11 protein-coding genes are annotated in these 15,582 nt (G+C 76.0%); 6 read left to right on the forward strand and 5 right to left on the reverse strand.

What is annotated here, in order from left to right; genetic code table 11:
- Window positions 1-172: 172 nt before the first annotated feature.
- Both ACWDNY_RS26210 and ACWDNY_RS26215 read left to right on the forward strand, forming a co-directional pair.
- A complete protein-coding gene (locus ACWDNY_RS26210; RefSeq protein WP_451648253.1) occupies window positions 173-565 on the forward strand; it encodes an ankyrin repeat domain-containing protein in 393 nt (130 codons plus the stop codon).
- Window positions 566-886: 321 nt separating this feature from the next.
- Window positions 887-2,305, forward strand: coding sequence for a HEAT repeat domain-containing protein (locus ACWDNY_RS26215; RefSeq protein ID WP_451648254.1), 1,419 nt, complete (start codon window positions 887-889; stop codon window positions 2,303-2,305).
- A gap of 336 nt (window positions 2,306-2,641) precedes the next feature.
- Here ACWDNY_RS26215 and ACWDNY_RS26220 read toward each other — a convergent pair whose 3' ends face one another.
- From ACWDNY_RS26220 to ACWDNY_RS26240, 5 genes are all read right to left on the reverse strand, one after another.
- The gene (locus ACWDNY_RS26220; protein WP_451648255.1) at window positions 2,642-3,511 is read right to left on the reverse strand and encodes a 5-oxoprolinase subunit C family protein; all 870 of its coding nucleotides are present in this window, start codon (window positions 3,509-3,511) and stop codon (window positions 2,642-2,644) included.
- Window positions 3,508-4,125, reverse strand: a complete 618-nt coding sequence (gene pxpB / locus ACWDNY_RS26225) for a 5-oxoprolinase subunit PxpB (protein ID WP_451648256.1) — start codon at window positions 4,123-4,125, stop codon at window positions 3,508-3,510. The genes ACWDNY_RS26220 and pxpB overlap by 4 nt, the downstream gene beginning before the upstream one ends.
- Window positions 4,122-4,880 carry a LamB/YcsF family protein gene (locus ACWDNY_RS26230; protein WP_451648257.1) on the reverse strand — a complete coding sequence of 253 codons (759 nt, stop codon included), beginning with the start codon at window positions 4,878-4,880 and terminating at the stop codon, window positions 4,122-4,124. The genes pxpB and ACWDNY_RS26230 overlap by 4 nt, the downstream gene beginning before the upstream one ends.
- 19 nt (window positions 4,881-4,899) lie before the next feature.
- Window positions 4,900-5,715 carry a putative hydro-lyase gene (locus ACWDNY_RS26235; RefSeq protein ID WP_451648263.1) on the reverse strand — a complete coding sequence of 272 codons (816 nt, stop codon included), beginning with the start codon at window positions 5,713-5,715 and terminating at the stop codon, window positions 4,900-4,902.
- Between the two features lie 104 nt (window positions 5,716-5,819).
- Window positions 5,820-7,139: an MFS transporter gene (locus ACWDNY_RS26240; protein WP_451648258.1), complete on the reverse strand. Its 1,320-nt coding sequence runs from the start codon at window positions 7,137-7,139 to the stop codon at window positions 5,820-5,822.
- Between the two features lie 176 nt (window positions 7,140-7,315).
- On the opposite strand from ACWDNY_RS26240, the gene ACWDNY_RS26245 reads away from it, so the two are divergent.
- The 4 genes from ACWDNY_RS26245 (at window position 7,316) to ACWDNY_RS26260 (ending at window position 15,510) form a co-directional block, all read left to right on the forward strand.
- Window positions 7,316-8,011: a GntR family transcriptional regulator gene (locus tag ACWDNY_RS26245; protein ID WP_451648259.1), complete on the forward strand. Its 696-nt coding sequence runs from the start codon at window positions 7,316-7,318 to the stop codon at window positions 8,009-8,011.
- Between the two features lie 126 nt (window positions 8,012-8,137).
- Window positions 8,138-9,664: a hypothetical protein gene (locus ACWDNY_RS26250; RefSeq protein WP_451648260.1), complete on the forward strand. Its 1,527-nt coding sequence runs from the start codon at window positions 8,138-8,140 to the stop codon at window positions 9,662-9,664.
- 136 nt (window positions 9,665-9,800) lie between these two features.
- Window positions 9,801-10,679, forward strand: coding sequence for a hypothetical protein (locus ACWDNY_RS26255; RefSeq protein WP_451648261.1), 879 nt, complete (start codon window positions 9,801-9,803; stop codon window positions 10,677-10,679).
- A 43-nt stretch (window positions 10,680-10,722) separates the two neighbouring features.
- Entirely contained in the window at window positions 10,723-15,510 is a 4,788-nt protein-coding gene (locus ACWDNY_RS26260; RefSeq protein WP_451648262.1) for a hypothetical protein, read from the forward strand.
- Window positions 15,511-15,582: the final 72 nt, after the last annotated feature.

Here is a 15,582-nt window from a genome sequence, read left to right on the forward strand (position 1 = left end):
GGACCGGCAGAGCGGCGCGGGTGCGTCCGTGGTGATCCTGGACCCCGGGGCGGCGGACCGGGCGCCGCCCCGGCCAGTACGCTGGCGATTCACCCGTACGGCCGCCCCGCTCGCCGCCGTACCCTTGCTCCCCGCAGTCCCCCTTCGTTCGCAGTGAGAGGCGGTCCGGCCGATGAGTGAAGCCCCCGACCCCGAGGTCGTGGAGCTGGCGACCAAGATCTTCGATCTGGCCCGGCGGGGCCGCACCGAGGAACTCGTGGCATACGTCGACGCCGGCGTCCCGGCCAACCTCACCAACGACCGCGGCGACTCCCTGGTGATGCTCGCCGCCTATCACGGGCACGCCGACGCGGTGCGCGCGCTCCTCGCCCGCGGCGCCGACGCCGACCGCGTCAACGACCGGGGCCAGACTCCCCTCGCGGGAGCCGTCTTCAAGGGCGAACAGGAGGTGATCAAGGCCCTGCTGGAGGGCGGCGCGAACCCGGAGGCGGGGACGCCTTCGGCCGTCGACACCGCCCGGATGTTCGCCCGCGCCGAACTGCTGGAGCTGTTCGGCGAAGCCTGATCCCGGCGCCGCCGGCCATGCCGGCGCACGCGCCGGCCGGGCGGCCGGCGGCGAACGGGCCGGCGGGACGGGGCCGCCGGAAATTTCGGTCGCGGTGCCGCAAACGCCGGGTCATCATGACGTCGTGCTTCACGGACGCGACGGCTGGGCAGGTGTTGCCGCACCGCGCGGGCCGTGACCGGTCCGCACGGGCCACCGACGAGAGGCAGAGGAAGATGGTTCACAGCAGGCGGAAGACGGCGGGTGCCCCGACGTGTCGTCACGCGGCCAGGTAGTGCGAGTTCCCCGGTTGCGTCGACGCTTGATGTGAGGCTGTTTCCCATGTTCGATCCGGTCATAGCGCCCAGCGGCACGCTGCTCGGCCTGCTCCAGCGGGGCCGCGGCGACGGTACGCTCCACGCGCTCACCGCCCCGCGTGCCGAGGCGCTCGCGGCACTGGACCACTGCGTCCTGCGCGACCCCCGCCACGACTGGCAGGTGGAGAACCGCTCCCTCTACTACGCCCGGCTCTTCCTCGACCTCGGCGGCGAGCTGGACGCGATCGAGGCCCACCTCCTCGACCCCGAGGACCTCCTCGACCCCGACGAGTCGCGCACCGGACTCGCCCTGGCCGTCCTCGGGCACCTCGCGTCCTACGGCAGGCGGGACGCGCTCGCGCTGCTGCGCCGGTACGCCGCCTCCGGCACCAACTGGGCCTGGGCCCTCGACGAGCTGGCGCTCCGGGACGACGACGCGGGCCTGCGCTCCCTGGCCGCGCCCGTCCTGGCCCGTTTCCCCACCGACGCCGAGGGGGAGGCGGAGCTGGCCGCCGCCGTGCGCGACGCCTTCGAGCCCCGGCCCTGGCGGCTGTGGGCCGAGGACCCGCGCGCGTCGATCGCCACGCGTGTGCGGGCCGCTCAGGAGGCCGGCAGCTTCGACCGCTGGCAGCGGCAGATGCGACCGTCCGGGCCCCGGCCGGGCTGGAGTGTGCAGGCCGTGTTCGAGTGGGCCCAGCAGGGCTTCGAGCGCGGAGCCGCCCTCCACGTCCCGGCCGCCCGCTGTCTCACCGCCGTGGCCGGCCCGGAGGACCGGCCGGAGATCCTCCGCGCCGCCCGGGAGGGCACCGACGGAGCCCGCTGCACCGCCCTGCGCTACCTCGCCGACCGCGACGACGGCGACGCCCTCGACCTGGTCGAGGCGGCGGTGGGCGACGGCTCGGCCGTGGTCGCGGAAGCCGCCGTCGACGCCTTCGAACGCATGCGCAGCTTCGCCGCCGTGGACCGCGCGCGCCGCTGGATCCACCGGCCCGACGCGCTCGGCACCGCCGCCGGACGGGTGCTCGCCTGCCAGGGCGGCACGAAGGACCGGAACCTGGTCCTCACCGCGCTCCGAGAAGCCGTACGGGGCGAGGGCCCCGACGCGGAGAGTCTGTGGACCCTCGTCGACGGTACCGGCCGGCTCGGCATCACCTGCGCCGCCCCCGTCCTCAGGCACATCTACCGGGAGACCGCCTCCTCCCACCTGCGCGGCCGTGCCGCCCGCGCCCTGGCCGCCACCGACCGCTCCTTCGCCACCGGATTCGCCGTCGAATGCCTCTGGGACTGCGAGGAGACCACCCGGGAACTGGCCGCCCGGCACGCCGAGACCGGCGACACCCGCGTCGTCGAGCGGCTGCGCCGGCTCGCCGCCGATCCGGCCGAGGAGGCCGAGGTCCAGACCGCCGTCCGCAGCCGGATCGGCCCCGACACGCCGACCGTGTGACGACCGGCCGGTCCGGTGCCGGGAGCGCGGGGTACGGACCGGCCCGGCCGGCGACGCGGCCGGACGCCCGGGGGCGCCGCGCTCGTCCGCAGCGGTCCACGCCGACGGGCGCAGGACGTCCCCTGTCCGGCCCGCCGCCGGCACCGGCACGCCCGGCCTCACCCTGCCCCCGCTGCGTGCCCGTGAGGTGAACGGGACGCCTCACGGCGCGCCCCCCGCCGCCCGGCAGTCCGCGGCAGGCGACTGCCCCGCCCCGCTTCTTCCTTCCGCCGCAGCCGGCCGTAGCAGCGCGCCGTCCGGAGACGTCCCGCGGCAGGCCGGCCGCCCGTCCCGGGCTCAGCGGCGGTCGGCCGGCACGAAACGGACCGGGGTGCCCGGCACCGCCTGCGCGGCGGCCGGGAGGTCGGCGGCGCGCACGACACCGATGACCGGGTAGCCGCCGGTGGTCGGATGGTCGGCGAGGAAGACCACCGGCCGGCCGTCCGGCGGCACCTGCACCGACCCCAGCACCAGGCCCTCGCTCGGGAGTTCACCCGGCCGGGCCCGCTGGAGCACGGGCCCCTCGGTGCGCAGACCGATGCGGTTGCTCGCCGGCGACACGCGGTACGCGCGCGAGGTGAGGGTGCGAACGGCTCCCGGGGTGAACCAGTCGTCGCGCGGGCCGGGCGTCACCCGGAGTACGAGTTCGGCCGGCGGACACGGCTGCGGGGCGACGTCCACACGCGTGAGGAGGCGTCCCGGCTCCCCGAGCGGAAGCACCGTGCCGTCCGTGAGAGGGGCCGGGCCGAGCCCCGACAGCAGGTCGGTCGAGCGGCTGCCGAGCACCGGCTCGACGGCGATGCCGCCGCAGACGGCGACATAGCTGCGCACCCCGGCCACCGCCCGGCCCACGTCGACCCGCGCCCCCGCCGGGACCCTCACCGGCGCTCCCCAGGCCGCCGGCCGGCCGTCCACCGCGACCGGGCAGGGCGCGCCCCCGACCGCGACGGTGACCGCCGCGCGGGCCCGCAGGGCGCAGCCGTCGACCGTGGTCTCCAGGACGGCCGCCCCGGGCGCGTTGCCGACGAGGCGGTTGACGAGCGCGGCCGCCGGAGCGTCCAGCGCCCCGGAGCGCGGCACCCCGAGGTGCGCGTGGCCGGGACGCCCCTCGTCCTGCACGGTGGTCAGCGCCCCGGCGCGGACCACGGCGAGCGCACGGTCCGTCACGGGGCACCGGCCGGCACGAAGCGCACCCGCGTGCCCGGCGACAGCAGCGCGGCCGGCACGCGCGCGTGGTCCCACAGCACCGCGTCCGTCGTGCCGATGAGCTGCCAGCCGCCCGGCGACGAACGGGGGTACACGCCGGTGTAGGGGCCCGCCAGCGCCACCGAGCCGGCCGGGACGCCCGTGCGCGGCGTGGCCCGGCGCGGGACATGACAGCGGGCGGGCAGCCCGGTGAGGTAGCCGAAGCCGGGCGCGAACCCGCAGAAGGCCACCCGGAACTCGGTGGCCGCGTGCACCCGGGCGACCTCCCGCTCGGTGACACCCCAGTGCGCGGCGACGTCCGCGAGGTCCGGGCCGTCGTACCGCACGGGGAGTTCCACCACCCGCTGCCCGGGCGGGGGCGCGGGGGGTGCCACCGAGGACGTCAGCTCGCCGGCCAGCCGGTCCGGCCGGCCCACGCCGTCGAGGAGGACCGTGCGGGCAGCCGGCACGATCTCACGGGCCGTCAGGAGGCCCTCGTCGCGGCGCCGCAGCAGATCCGCGTGCAGGGCCTGCGCCTCGTCCGGGGAGGAGACCTCCACCAGCAGGGCGTCGTCCCCGACGGGCAGGATCCTCATGCGAAGGCCTCCACCCGCACGCCCGAGGCCGTCAGCGCTTCCCGGACCCGGCGGGCGAGGTCCACCGCGCCCGGCGTGTCACCGTGCAGGCACAGCGAACGGGCCGTCACCCGGACGCGCGCCCCGGAACGGGAGGTGACCGTGCCGGACCGGGCCAGGTCCACCGACCGCGCCACGACCGCCTCGGCGTCCGTGACCAGCGCCCCGTCCCCGCCCCGCGGCACCAGTGTGCCCTCGTCGGTGTAGGCCCGGTCGGCGAACGCCTCGGTGACCGCCGTGAGACCGGCCTTCCCGGCCAGCTCGAGCAGCCGCGAACCGGGCAGTCCGAGCACCGGCAGGGCGGCGTCCGCGAGCAGGACCCCCTCGACCACCGCGCCCGCCTGCTCCTCGTCGTGCACGACCCGGTGGTACAGCGCGCCGTGCGGCTTGACGTAGCGGACACGCGTGCCCGCCGCCCGCGCGAAGACCTCCAGAGCGCCGATCTGGTAGGCGACCTCGGCCGCCAGTTCGGCCGGCGGCACGTCCATCGCCCGCCGCCCGAACCCGGCGAGGTCCCGGTAGGAGACCTGCGCGCCGATCCGCACGCCGCGCTCGGCCGCCAGCTCGCACACCCGCCGCATGGTGACCGCGTCCCCGGCGTGGAAGCCGCAGGCCACGTTGGCGCTGGTGACGACGGACAGCAGCCGCTCGTCGTCGGTCAGCCGCCAGCGGCCGAAACCCTCGCCGAGGTCGGCGTTCAGATCGATCGAGGTCATGGGTCCTTCGCGTTTCTCCTCAGGCCACGCGGTACTGCTCGTCGCGGGCGTCGGTCAGGAACATGTGGCCCGGCGCGTGGGTGATCGCGAACGGCGGCCGTGAGGCCATGACCGCCGCCTGCGGGGTCACCCCGCAGGCCCAGAACACCGGGATGTCGTCGGGCTCGGCGTCCACCGCGTCGCCGAAGTCCGGCCGGCCGAGGTCCGCGATGCCCAGCCCCGACGGATCGCCGCAGTGGACGGGGCTGCCGTGCACCGCGGGGAGCAGACCGCTCTCCCGGATCGCGGCCGCGAGGTGCCGCGGCGGCACCGGGCGCATGGAGACCACCAGGGGGCCGCGCAGCCGTCCGGCCGGCCGGCACGGGCGGTTCGTGACGTACATCGGGACGTTGCGGCCCTGCTCGATGTGGCGGACCGGCACGCCCGCCCCGGTCAGCGCCCACTCGAAGGTGAAGCTGCAGCCGATCAGGAACGCCACCAGGTCCTCGCGCCAGTGGGCGCGCGCGTCCGTCGGCTCCGCCACCAGTTCGCCCTCCCGCCACACCCGGTAGCGCGGCAGGTCGGTGCGCAGGTCCGCGCCGTCGGCGAGGACGGTCGTCCACGATCCGGCGTCCGTGACGTCGAGGACCGGACAGGGCTTGGGGTTGCGCTGGCAGAACAGCAGCATGTCGTACGCCCAGTCCGCCGGGACCGCGATCAGGTTGGCCTGGGTGTGGCCGGCGGCGACCCCGGCCGTCGGCCCGGCCAGCCCGTCGCGGAAGCGGGACCGGGCCGTGCGCGGGCTCCACGCGTGCGCGTGCCCGTCGGCGAGGACCACGGGGAGGTCCTCGGCCACGGCCGTGGGGCGCTCGTCCGCCGCCGGTGCCGTGCGCCGGCCCTCGGCACCGCTCGGGGTGACGTCGTCCGTGGCACCGGTCGGGGTGCGGTCGTCCGTGCGGTTCACGCCAGCTCCCTTCCCCGCGTCTCCGGCAGCCCGAGAAGCGCGAGCGCCGCCAGACCGTAGCCGGCCGCGCCGAACACCAGGGCGCCGCCGACGCCCCAGCCGTCCGCCAGGAAGCCCACCAGGGTCGGGAAGACGGCGCCGACCGCGCGCCCGGTGTTGTACGTGAAGCCCTGGCCGGTGCCGCGGACCGCCGTCGGGTACAGCTCGCTCAGATAGGACCCGAAGCCGCTGAAGATCGCCGACATGCAGAACCCGAGCGGGAAACCGAGGAGCAGGAGCAGGGTGTCGGCACCGTCGGGGATGTGGGCGTAGGCCAGGATGCAGATCGCCGACAGCAGGGCGAAGAGCCAGATGTTGCGCCGGCGGCCCAGCCGGTCGGTGAGGTGACCGCCCGTCAGATAGCCGGCGAAGGCGCCGGAGATCAGGAACGCCAGGTACGAACCGGTCCCGACGACCGACAGGCCGCGCTCCGTCTTCAGGTACGTCGGCACCCAGGTCGCCAGCGTGTAGTAACCGCCCTGCACACCGGTGGAGAGCAGGCCCGCGAAGACCGTGGTGCGCAGGAGCCCCGGCTCGCCACCGGTGCCCGGCTTGAAGATGGCGGCGAACGAGCCCCTGTCCGCGCTTCGTTCACGGGCCGCGGTCGCCTCCGGCGCGTCGTGCACCCGGCGCCGCACCCAGACCACCAGCAGCGCGGGCAGCGCGCCGGTCCAGAACATCACCCGCCAGGCCAGGTCGTCGCCGACGAAGGAGAAGACCAGCGTGTACACGACCACGGCCAGCGCCCAGCCGACGGCCCACGAGCTCTGGACGGCCCCGAGCGTGCGGCCCCGGTGTCTGGCGCCCGCGTACTCCGCGACGAGGATCGCGCCGACCGCCCACTCACCGCCGAACCCGAGGCCCTGCAGGGCGCGGAAGACCAGCAGCGTCTCGTAGGTGGGGGCGAAGCCGCAGGCCACCGTGAACACGGCGTAGGTGACGACGGTGATCATCAGGGCCCTGACGCGGCCGATCCGGTCCGCGACCACCCCGGCGACGGCCCCGCCGACGGCGGAGACGACCAGTGTGACGGTGGTGAACAGGCCCGTCTGGCCGCTGTCCAGGCCGAAGTACGCCGCCAGCGCCACCATGCCGAGCGGCAGGGTGAAGTAGTCGTAGGAGTCGAGGGCGTAGCCGCCGAAGGCGCCCGCGAAGGCGCGGCGACCGCGCGGGTCCAGGGCCCGCAGCCAGCCCAGCGGGCCGTCGTGACCGGGGTGTTCGTCTGCCGCGGGGCGTGGGTCGGAGGCCAGGGCCCGGGACGGAGGGGTCGTGCTCATGGGCACCTCGCAGGTGAGGGACGGAGGGTGCTCGAGAACTGAGCCGTGCCGTGCGCGGGTCACGGCGCCGTACTGCGCGGGGCGGACGGCGTCGTGCGCAGCAAGGTAGAGGATTGTTGAACGATCCCTCAATACCCCCGTTGTCTGGGCCTGGTGTCTGCGGTTGAATTCCGGGCATGGCAGAGCAGCTGACAGCACTGGCCGGCGACCGCGCCCTGCTGGGGCGCACCAGCACCGCCGAGCGGGTCTCGGACATCCTGAGGAGCCGTATCGCCGAGGGCTACTTCCCGCCGGGCACACGGCTGTCGGAGGACGGCATCGGCGGTGCGCTCGGCGTCTCCCGCAACACGTTGCGCGAGGCGTTCCGGCTGCTCACGCACGAGAGGCTGCTCGTCCACGAGTTGAACCGGGGCGTCTTCGTGCGGGTCCTGAGCGTCGAGGACGTCGAGGACATCTACCGCACCCGCCGCCTCGTCGAGTGCGCCGTCGTCCGGGGCCTGGGCGAGCCCCCGTACCGGCTCGACGAACTCGCCGAGGCCGTCGCCGAGGGCCGGCGGGCGGCGGGCGAAGGTGACTGGAAAGCGCTGGGCACGGCCAACATCCACTTCCACCGGGAGCTCGTCGCGCTCGCGGGCAGTGACCGCACCGACGAACTGATGCGCAGCGTCTTCGCCGAACTGCGCCTGGCCTTCCACGTCGTGGACGATCCGCGGCGGCTGCACGAGCCGTACCTCGAGCGCAACCGCCGGATCCTCGAGGCCCTTCAGGCGGGCGGCCGGCGGGAGGCCGAGGAACTGCTCGCCGTCTACCTCGACGACTCGCTCGAAGGGATCCTGGAGGTCTACCGGCGGCGGGTGGGGGAGGACGGGTGACGCCGTGGGGCCGCGGACCGGGGGAGGGCCCGCACCGCCTCCCCGTGCCGCCGGCACAACGGCGGCGTCAGGGGGCCGTCTGTGCCGTTTGGGAGGTTGTCACACCGAGGACCTAGTCTGTGCACCGTGACTTCGCCTGCACCGACGGAGAGTGTTCCGCCCCAGCTCAGCGCGGGGCCGCGCCCCGCCCCGGGCCCGGCCGCCGACGAGGGACTGGCGCGGCGCCTGCGCGCGCTGGCGTGCACCGCGCCGCTGCACGACCTCGACGTCCGCAAGGCCAACCTGGCGGGCGAGTACTCGGTGTACGGCATGGCGGAGGTCGCGCTGGCCGCCATCGACCTCGTCACGCTCACCATGGACTTCGACACCGGCGCCGACCACGACCAGGTCGTGGCCCGGCTGGTCCCGCGCGTCGCCGCGCAGGCCCCGCACCGGCCCGCCACCGAGCACGAGCGCGTGGCCCGCTGGGTGCTGGAGAACCTGATCAACGTCGGCAGCGTCGACCGGGGCTTCCGCGCCGTGTACGGCACGTTCGCCCCCGACGGCACGTATGTCCGCCGTGACTACGACTTCAAGCTGATCGAGGAGGTCCCCGGTCCCGGCGGCGGCGTCTACCTGCGCACGACCGACGAGGCCGTCAACGTCCTCGTGGGCGCCCTCGACACCGACGTCACCAGCGCGCAGATCGCGGCCGAGGTCAAGCTCGAAGTGCTCATCAACCGCGGCCGGCTCGCCGACGCGCAGCTCGCCGCCGAGCAGGCCCGCTACCGGACCGTGCAGTACGCCGAGATGCTGCGCAGGGCCCTGGAGGCGACCCGGCGCAACGTCCGGGCGGTGGACTGGCTCAACGCCGTGCCGGACATGATCGCCGAGGCCCTCGACCACGTCGCCGACCGCTACCGCCACGAGAACGCGATCCTCACCAACATCCGCAAGGCACGCGACGAGTCGGAGGATCCCGGGCACAAGCGCCGGGCCGCCGAACTGGTCGACATCGTCAAGGACTGCATCCGGCGCCACACGCAGTTGCAGTCCCGGCTGCTGGAGGCGGGACCCCTCTTCCGCGCCGAGCAGGACCGCCAGGCCTTCGCCGCACCCACGGGCACGTCGGGCACGGACCTCTACGGCCACCTCCTCGCCCCGGCCCTGCCGCTGCCCCTGGAGCGGGCGATCAGGGTCACGGACGCCTTCTTCGCGCACGGGACGGGGCTGCGCACACCGGTGTCCGTCCGGGTCGGGGACCTCGTGGACATTCTGCTGACGCCGCCCGTGGAGCGGGAGCACCTCGGGGCGGAGATGCCCGAGCCCGACCTGATCGCCACCCCGGACGACAGCCGCTTCACCGAGGAGCAGCTGACGGCCGCGACACAGCTGCTGGACCTGCCGGCGGACGCGCCCCGGCGGCTGTCGGGACTGCTCGCCGAGGCCCGGCGCAAGGACCCCGACCTGCCGTATCTGGTGGCCCTGCTGGCCGTCCACGCGGCCAGTCCGCCGGTGGGCACCGCCTACCGGCAGGGCGAGGAGAAGCTCCTGTTCGCCGTGGACGACGGCACCGAGCTGGACGACCCCGAGTTCGGTGGGGCCGACCTGATCGTGGGCACGGCACTGCTGGACACGGCCGGCATGGCCGCCGGCAGGACGGAAGCGGCGTGACGGTCCGCCCCCCGTCGTCCGCCTGGTGCCGGTCCGCGGCGGCCCGTCGCGCCCCCGCGGTCCCACCGCCGTGGCGCCCCGCCCCCCACCGAGTCGCCCCGACCCCCCACCGCCCGACCCCCGAGGAGCCCCGACCGTGACCGAGCACGTCGACTGGAGCGAGCCCGAGCCCTCCGCCGCGCCGGCGAGCTCCGCCGTCACGCCCGCCGACGCCGCCGACGCCGCGCGGCTCGTCGCCTTCGGCCTGCAACCCAGGCTGCAGCCCGCGCGCGACCAGGAGTACGCCGAGCTGCTGCGCCGCCACCGCGAGGACCCGGCGTTCGCACGGCTCGCCGACGCCGTGGCGGCCGGACTCGGACTCGTCGTACTGGAGGTCTCCCCGCGCGCGGGCATGGCGGTGACCGCGGCCGAGGACTCGGTGTTCGCCGTGCGCATGGGCGACTACGCGCGCCGCGCCTCCGCGGACGCGGGCGACCGGTTCCTGCACGGGCTCGCCCATCTCGCGGTGGCCGCCATGGCCTTCCCGCGCCCCGAGGACCTCGCCGACGACGGCTACATCGGCCGCGTCACGGTCAACGGCGTCGACTCCTTCGTCCGCCAGGCCTGCCGCCGGCTGGAGGAACGGGCGGAGGAACAGGGCGAGAACACCGACCCGGCCACCGACGCCCCGGGGCTCGAGGCCGCCTGGCGGATCTGGGCCCGGCGCAGCGCGACCGGGGCCACCAAGGACGCGCGCCGCCCGGCCGCCTCCACCACCGGCATCGTGGCCAAGGCCATGGCGTTCCTCACCGACTCCGGCTTCCTGCAGCGTACCGGCGACGAGAACGGCGGCACCTACCGCACGACCGCCCGCTACCAGCTCCAGGTGCGGGACATGGCCGCCGGCGCCGCCATGGCCGAGCTGCTGGAGCTGGGCGTCGTGCCCGTCACCGACGGCACGCCCACCCTGCTGCCGCCCGAGGACACCGACGACCTGGACCTGGTGGCCGAGGCCGGGCTGCCGTTCCACTCCTGAGCCCCGAACCGACCGAACTGCCGAAGACTGACGAGAGTCCGCCATGTACGAGCTGTCCCGGGTCCGCCTCTACTCCATCGGGCCGGCCGGTGCGCGCTACGCCGACACTGTGCTCGACCTGCGGGGCGTGGGCCAACCCGTACCCGACCCCGCGCCCACCCAGGCGGAGTTCTTCGAGGAGGAGCCGGTGGGCCCGCCGCGCCGGCCGGCGCCCGCCGGCGTGCTCTTCCTGGAGAACGGCGGCGGCAAGTCCGTCCTGCTCAAGCTGATCTTCTCGGTGATGCTGCCCGGCCACCGCAACACCCTCGGCGGCGCCAGCTCCGGTGTGCTGCGCAAGTTCCTGCTCGCCGACGACTGCGGACACGTGGCACTGGAGTGGCAGCACGTGCAGACCGGTGAGTGCGTGGTCGTCGGCAAGGTCAGCGAGTGGCGCGGACGCCAGGTCTCCAACGACCCGCGCAAGTTCGCCGAGGCCTGGTACTCCTTCCGGCCCGGCCCCGGACTGTCCCTGGACAACCTGCCCGTCGCCGAGTCCACCTCCGTACGGCCGCCCGCCGAGGGCCAGTCCGGTGCGCGGGGCCGGCGCCGCACCATGAAGGGCTTCCGGGACGCGCTCACCGAGGCCGGGAAGGCGTACCCGCACCTCGAGGTGCACTGGGAGGAGATCCACGAACGCTGGACCGAGCACCTCGGCGACCTCGGACTCGACCCGGAACTCTTCCGCTACCAGCGGGAGATGAACGCCGACGAGGGCGAGGCCGCCGGCCTCTTCGCCGTGAAGAAGGACTCCGACTTCACCGACCTGCTGCTGCGCGCCGTGACGGACACCCGCGACACGGACGGCCTCGCCGACCTGGTCAGCGGTTTCGGCAACAAGCTGGGCCGGCGGGCGGAACTCATCGCCGAACGCGACTTCACCGCCGGGTCGGTGGACCTGCTCGGCCGGATCGTCGAGGCCGCCGGCGCCCGCACCCGGGCCCGTGAGATCCACGCGGGCGCCGAGCGGCGGACGCGGACACTGGCGCGGCGGCTGTCCGCGCGTGCCGTGCGGGAGCGCGTGCGGACAGCCGACCTCGCCCAGCGGGTCACGGCCGCCGCCCACGCCGTCACCCACTGCGAGGGCACGCGGCAGCGCAGCGCCCTGATCGCCGCCGAACTCGCCTACCGGCACGCCTCCCTGGCGCTCACCGCCGCGGAGAAGGCCGCCGCGGCACAGAAGCGTGAACTCGCCGACGCCCGCACCCTGCACTCCGCCTGGCAGGCCGCCGAGGCCGTGCTGCGCCACCGTGCCGCCGCCGACCGTGCCGCCCGCGTGTCCGCGGCGATCCAGGAGGCCGAACGGGACGCGGCACCGGCCCTCGCGGCACGCGCCAGGGCCGCCGTGGACCTCGTCCGGGCGCTGCACGCGGCCGCGGAGCGCGCCGATACCCTCGCCAACGAGGAGGAGGAGCGGTCCGCCCGGCTCCAGGACGTCGGCGACTCGGCGCACCGCGACTCGACCACCGCGGCCACCGAGGCGCAGCGCGCCCGCAGTGAGATCGGCCACCTGCGGCAGCGGCTGGCCGAGGTGGAGCAGGAGACCGCCGAGGCGGTACGCGCGGGCTGGCTCGACGACAGTGCGCCGGACGCCGACCCGGCCCGGGCGGCACTCGCGGCCAGCGACGCCGAGAAGTCCGCGGTCGCCGCCTGGGACGCGGCCCGTGACGCCTCCCGCAGGGCCACGGAGCACGCGCGCGAGGCGGCCTCGGCCGAGTCCCGTGCCGAGCTGACGGCCGCCCGCGCGGCGGACGCGGCGACGGCGGCGGAGCGCGCCCACGAGGCGGAGCGCCGCACGGCCGCGGCGCTGGCGGCGGAGGAACGGCTCGCGGAGCTGCTGAGCCTGCCGGGAGCGGCGGGCACGGGGCGGCCCGGCGTGCCCGGCCCCAGGTCCGAGCCCGACGGCCTGCCCTCCCCGCGGGGTGCGGCAGCGGGCCGGGACACCACGGCGGGTGAGTCCGGCCGCGGCACCGCACGGGACGGCCGCCCGTCCGCCGGAGCCGACGCGGAGGCACGGTCGGCGCACCGCGCCCCCGCCGCGCCCCCGCGGCAGCGCGGCGTCCGGACCGAAGACCCCCTCACCACCGAGGAACTCGACCGCTTCGCCGACGAGCTGCGGGCCCTGCTGGACGAGGCCGTCTCCTCCGCGGAGCGGCACCTGTTCGAGCTGCGCACCGCGGCCGCCGACGACGCCCGTATCCTCGGCGCGCTCGGTGACGGCGGGCTGCTGCCGCCCGGACCGGACGTGCTGGCCACGGTGGAGTTCCTCGGCGAGCACGGCATCCCCGCCCTGCCCGGCTGGCGCTACCTCGCCCAGGCCGTCGACCCCGCCGACCACGCGCGGGTGCTGGCCGCCCGGCCCGAGCTGGTCGACGGCGTCATCATCACCGACCCGGACTCGCACGCGCGGGCCCGCGCAGCGCTCTCGGACGCCGCGCTGCTGCCCCGCTCGGCGGTGGCCGTGGGCACCGCGGCCGCCCTGCTCGCCCCCACCCCGGCGGCCGACCCGGCCGGCGGCGCCGCCGACGTGTTCCTGGTGCCGCCGAACCCGGCCATGCACGACGAGCACGCCGCCGACGAGGAGCGGCAGGCACTGCGCGCCCGGGCCTCCGAGCGCGACGAGGAGATCCGCGCGCTCGCCGCCCGGCTCGGAAAGGACCGGGAACTCGCGGCGCGGCTCGCCTCCTGGCGCGCCGGCTGCCCGGCGGGCCGGCTCACCGAGCTGGCGCAGGCGGCCCGGGAAGCGCGCGTGTTCGCCGAGGAGGCGGAGGCGGAGCTGGCCGAGGCACGCGCCGTCCGGGCCGAGGGCGAGGAGGCCGCGGCCGAGGCCGCGCAGCTGCGCGACGAGAAGCAGGAGGCCGCGCAGCGGGCCCGGCGCGCCGCCGACGCCCTGGCCGGGCTCGCCTTCCGGCTGCGGGAGCGCGCCGGCTGGCAGGCCAAGCTGCGTGAACTCGCCGACGAGGCCGCCGAGTCGGAGGCCCGCGCCCAGGCCTGCCTGGAGCGGGCCCGCGCCGCCGACGAGGACCGGCGCGCCGCCCAGCGCGCCGCCGACGACGCCCGCCGCACCGCCCGGGCGCTGCGCGCCGAACGCTCCGAGATCGCCGGCGCCCCCGACGACGTGCCGGACACCGGCACCGGCACCCCGGAGGCGTCGCTGCCCGCCCTCCGCGAGGCCTACCGCGCCGCCTCTCAGGTCTACGACAAGGTCGGCGTGGGCGCCGACCTGCGCACCGAGCAGGCCCGCGCGGAGAGCGACGAGAGCGCGGCCCGCGCCGACCTGGACCGGCTGAGCAACAAGGTCCGCACCCGCGCGGAGCAGCTGCTGCAGTCGCCCGACGGCTCCGACGGCCCGTCCCGGCAGGCCGCCGCCGCCCGCGCCGAGGAGCTGGTGCAGCTCCTGGAGACCCGGATGTCGAGCGCGAGTGAGCAGCTCGGGCGCCTGCGCGGCGAGGCGGAGCGCCTCGCCCCCGAGGACGGGGACGCGCACACCGAGCTGCCCGAGGAGCTCCACCCGCGCGACGCCGAGCACGCCCAGGCCCTGCTGCGCACCGCGACGGCGGAACTCGCCTCACGCACCGAGGCGCTGACGCAGGCCCGCGACGCGCACGCCGAACTGCTCGACGCCCACCGCGCCGCCGAGGACGCGGCCGGCGGCTTCGACGAGATCGCCGCCCTGCTCCGCGACCTGCTGCGCGAGCAGCCGGGGGAGGAGGAAGAGGGCGAACACGAGCCGTACCCGGGCAGCCTGGAGGACGCCCGGCAGGCGGCCGCCGAGACCCGCCGTTCGCTGCGTGGCTGCGCCGCCGACCTGTCCGCGGCGGAGGCCGCCGTGCGCGAGGCGAGCGACGTCCTCGTCAGGCACGCCAACTCCACCCGCTACGAGCAGGTCCGCACCCCGGCCCGGCAGCAGATCCGCGAACTGCCCGCCTCCGCGCTGCCCGAACACGCCGAGCGGTGGGCCGAGGCCTTCGCCCCCCGACTGCGGGTCCTGACGGACGAGCTGGAGCAGCTGGAGCGCAACCGCGACTCGATCGTGGACCGGCTGCGCGGGCTCGTGGAGTCGTCGCTCGCCACACTGCGCTCCGCCCAGCGGCTCTCCCGCCTTCCCGAGGGACTCGGCGAGTGGTCAGGCCAGGAGTTCCTGCGCATCCGCTTCGAGGAGCCCGACCAGGCCACGCTCAGCGAGCGGCTCGGCGAGGTCATCGACGACGCCACCCGTGCCGCCGTCCGGAAGAACTCCGACCTGCGCCGCGACGGCATGTCCCTGCTGCTGCGCGGCGTCGCCGCCGCACTCCAGCCCAGGGGCGTCGCCGTGGAGATCCTCAAGCCGGACGCCGTACTGCGCGCCGAGCGTGTTCCCGTCGGGCAGATGGGCGATGTGTTCTCCGGCGGCCAGCTGCTCACCGCCGCCATCGCCCTGTACTGCACGATGGCCGCCCTGCGGTCGAACGACCGGGGCCACGACAGGCACCGGCACGCGGGCACGCTGTTCCTGGACAACCCGATCGGCCGCGCCAACGCCACCTATCTGCTGGAGCTGCAGCGGGCCGTCTCCGACGCCCTCGGCGTCCAGCTCCTCTACACCACCGGCCTGTTCGACACCACGGCGCTGGCGGAGTTCCCGCTGGTCATCCGGCTGCGCAACGACGCCGACCTCAGGGCGGGGCTGAAGTACATCAGCGTGGAGGAGCATCTGCGGCCCGGTCTTCCGCAGCCGGCCCCCGACGGGGAGGCGGTGCGCAGCGAGATCACGGCGACCCGGATGTTCAAACGGCCCGCCCCGGCGGCCGGTTGACCCGGCGGCGGCCCCCCCCCCCCCCCCCCCCGCCGGGCCGGGGGGGCCCGGGCGGGCCCGCCCCCGGGGGGC

Source organism: Streptomyces sp. NPDC003697 (assembly GCF_053587115.1).

Coding starts and splice junctions, on each gene's coding strand:
- ACWDNY_RS26215 (WP_451648254.1), top strand. CDS start 887: ATGTTCGATCCGGTCATAGCGCCCAGCGGCACGCTGCTCGGCCTGCTC.
- ACWDNY_RS26245 (WP_451648259.1), top strand. CDS start 7,316: ATGGCAGAGCAGCTGACAGCACTGGCCGGCGACCGCGCCCTGCTGGGG.
- ACWDNY_RS26260 (WP_451648262.1), top strand. CDS start 10,723: ATGTACGAGCTGTCCCGGGTCCGCCTCTACTCCATCGGGCCGGCCGGT.
- pxpB (WP_451648256.1), bottom strand. CDS start 4,125: ATGAGGATCCTGCCCGTCGGGGACGACGCCCTGCTGGTGGAGGTCTCC.
- ACWDNY_RS26240 (WP_451648258.1), bottom strand. CDS start 7,139: ATGAGCACGACCCCTCCGTCCCGGGCCCTGGCCTCCGACCCACGCCCC.
- ACWDNY_RS26210 (WP_451648253.1), top strand. CDS start 173: ATGAGTGAAGCCCCCGACCCCGAGGTCGTGGAGCTGGCGACCAAGATC.
- ACWDNY_RS26230 (WP_451648257.1), bottom strand. CDS start 4,880: ATGACCTCGATCGATCTGAACGCCGACCTCGGCGAGGGTTTCGGCCGC.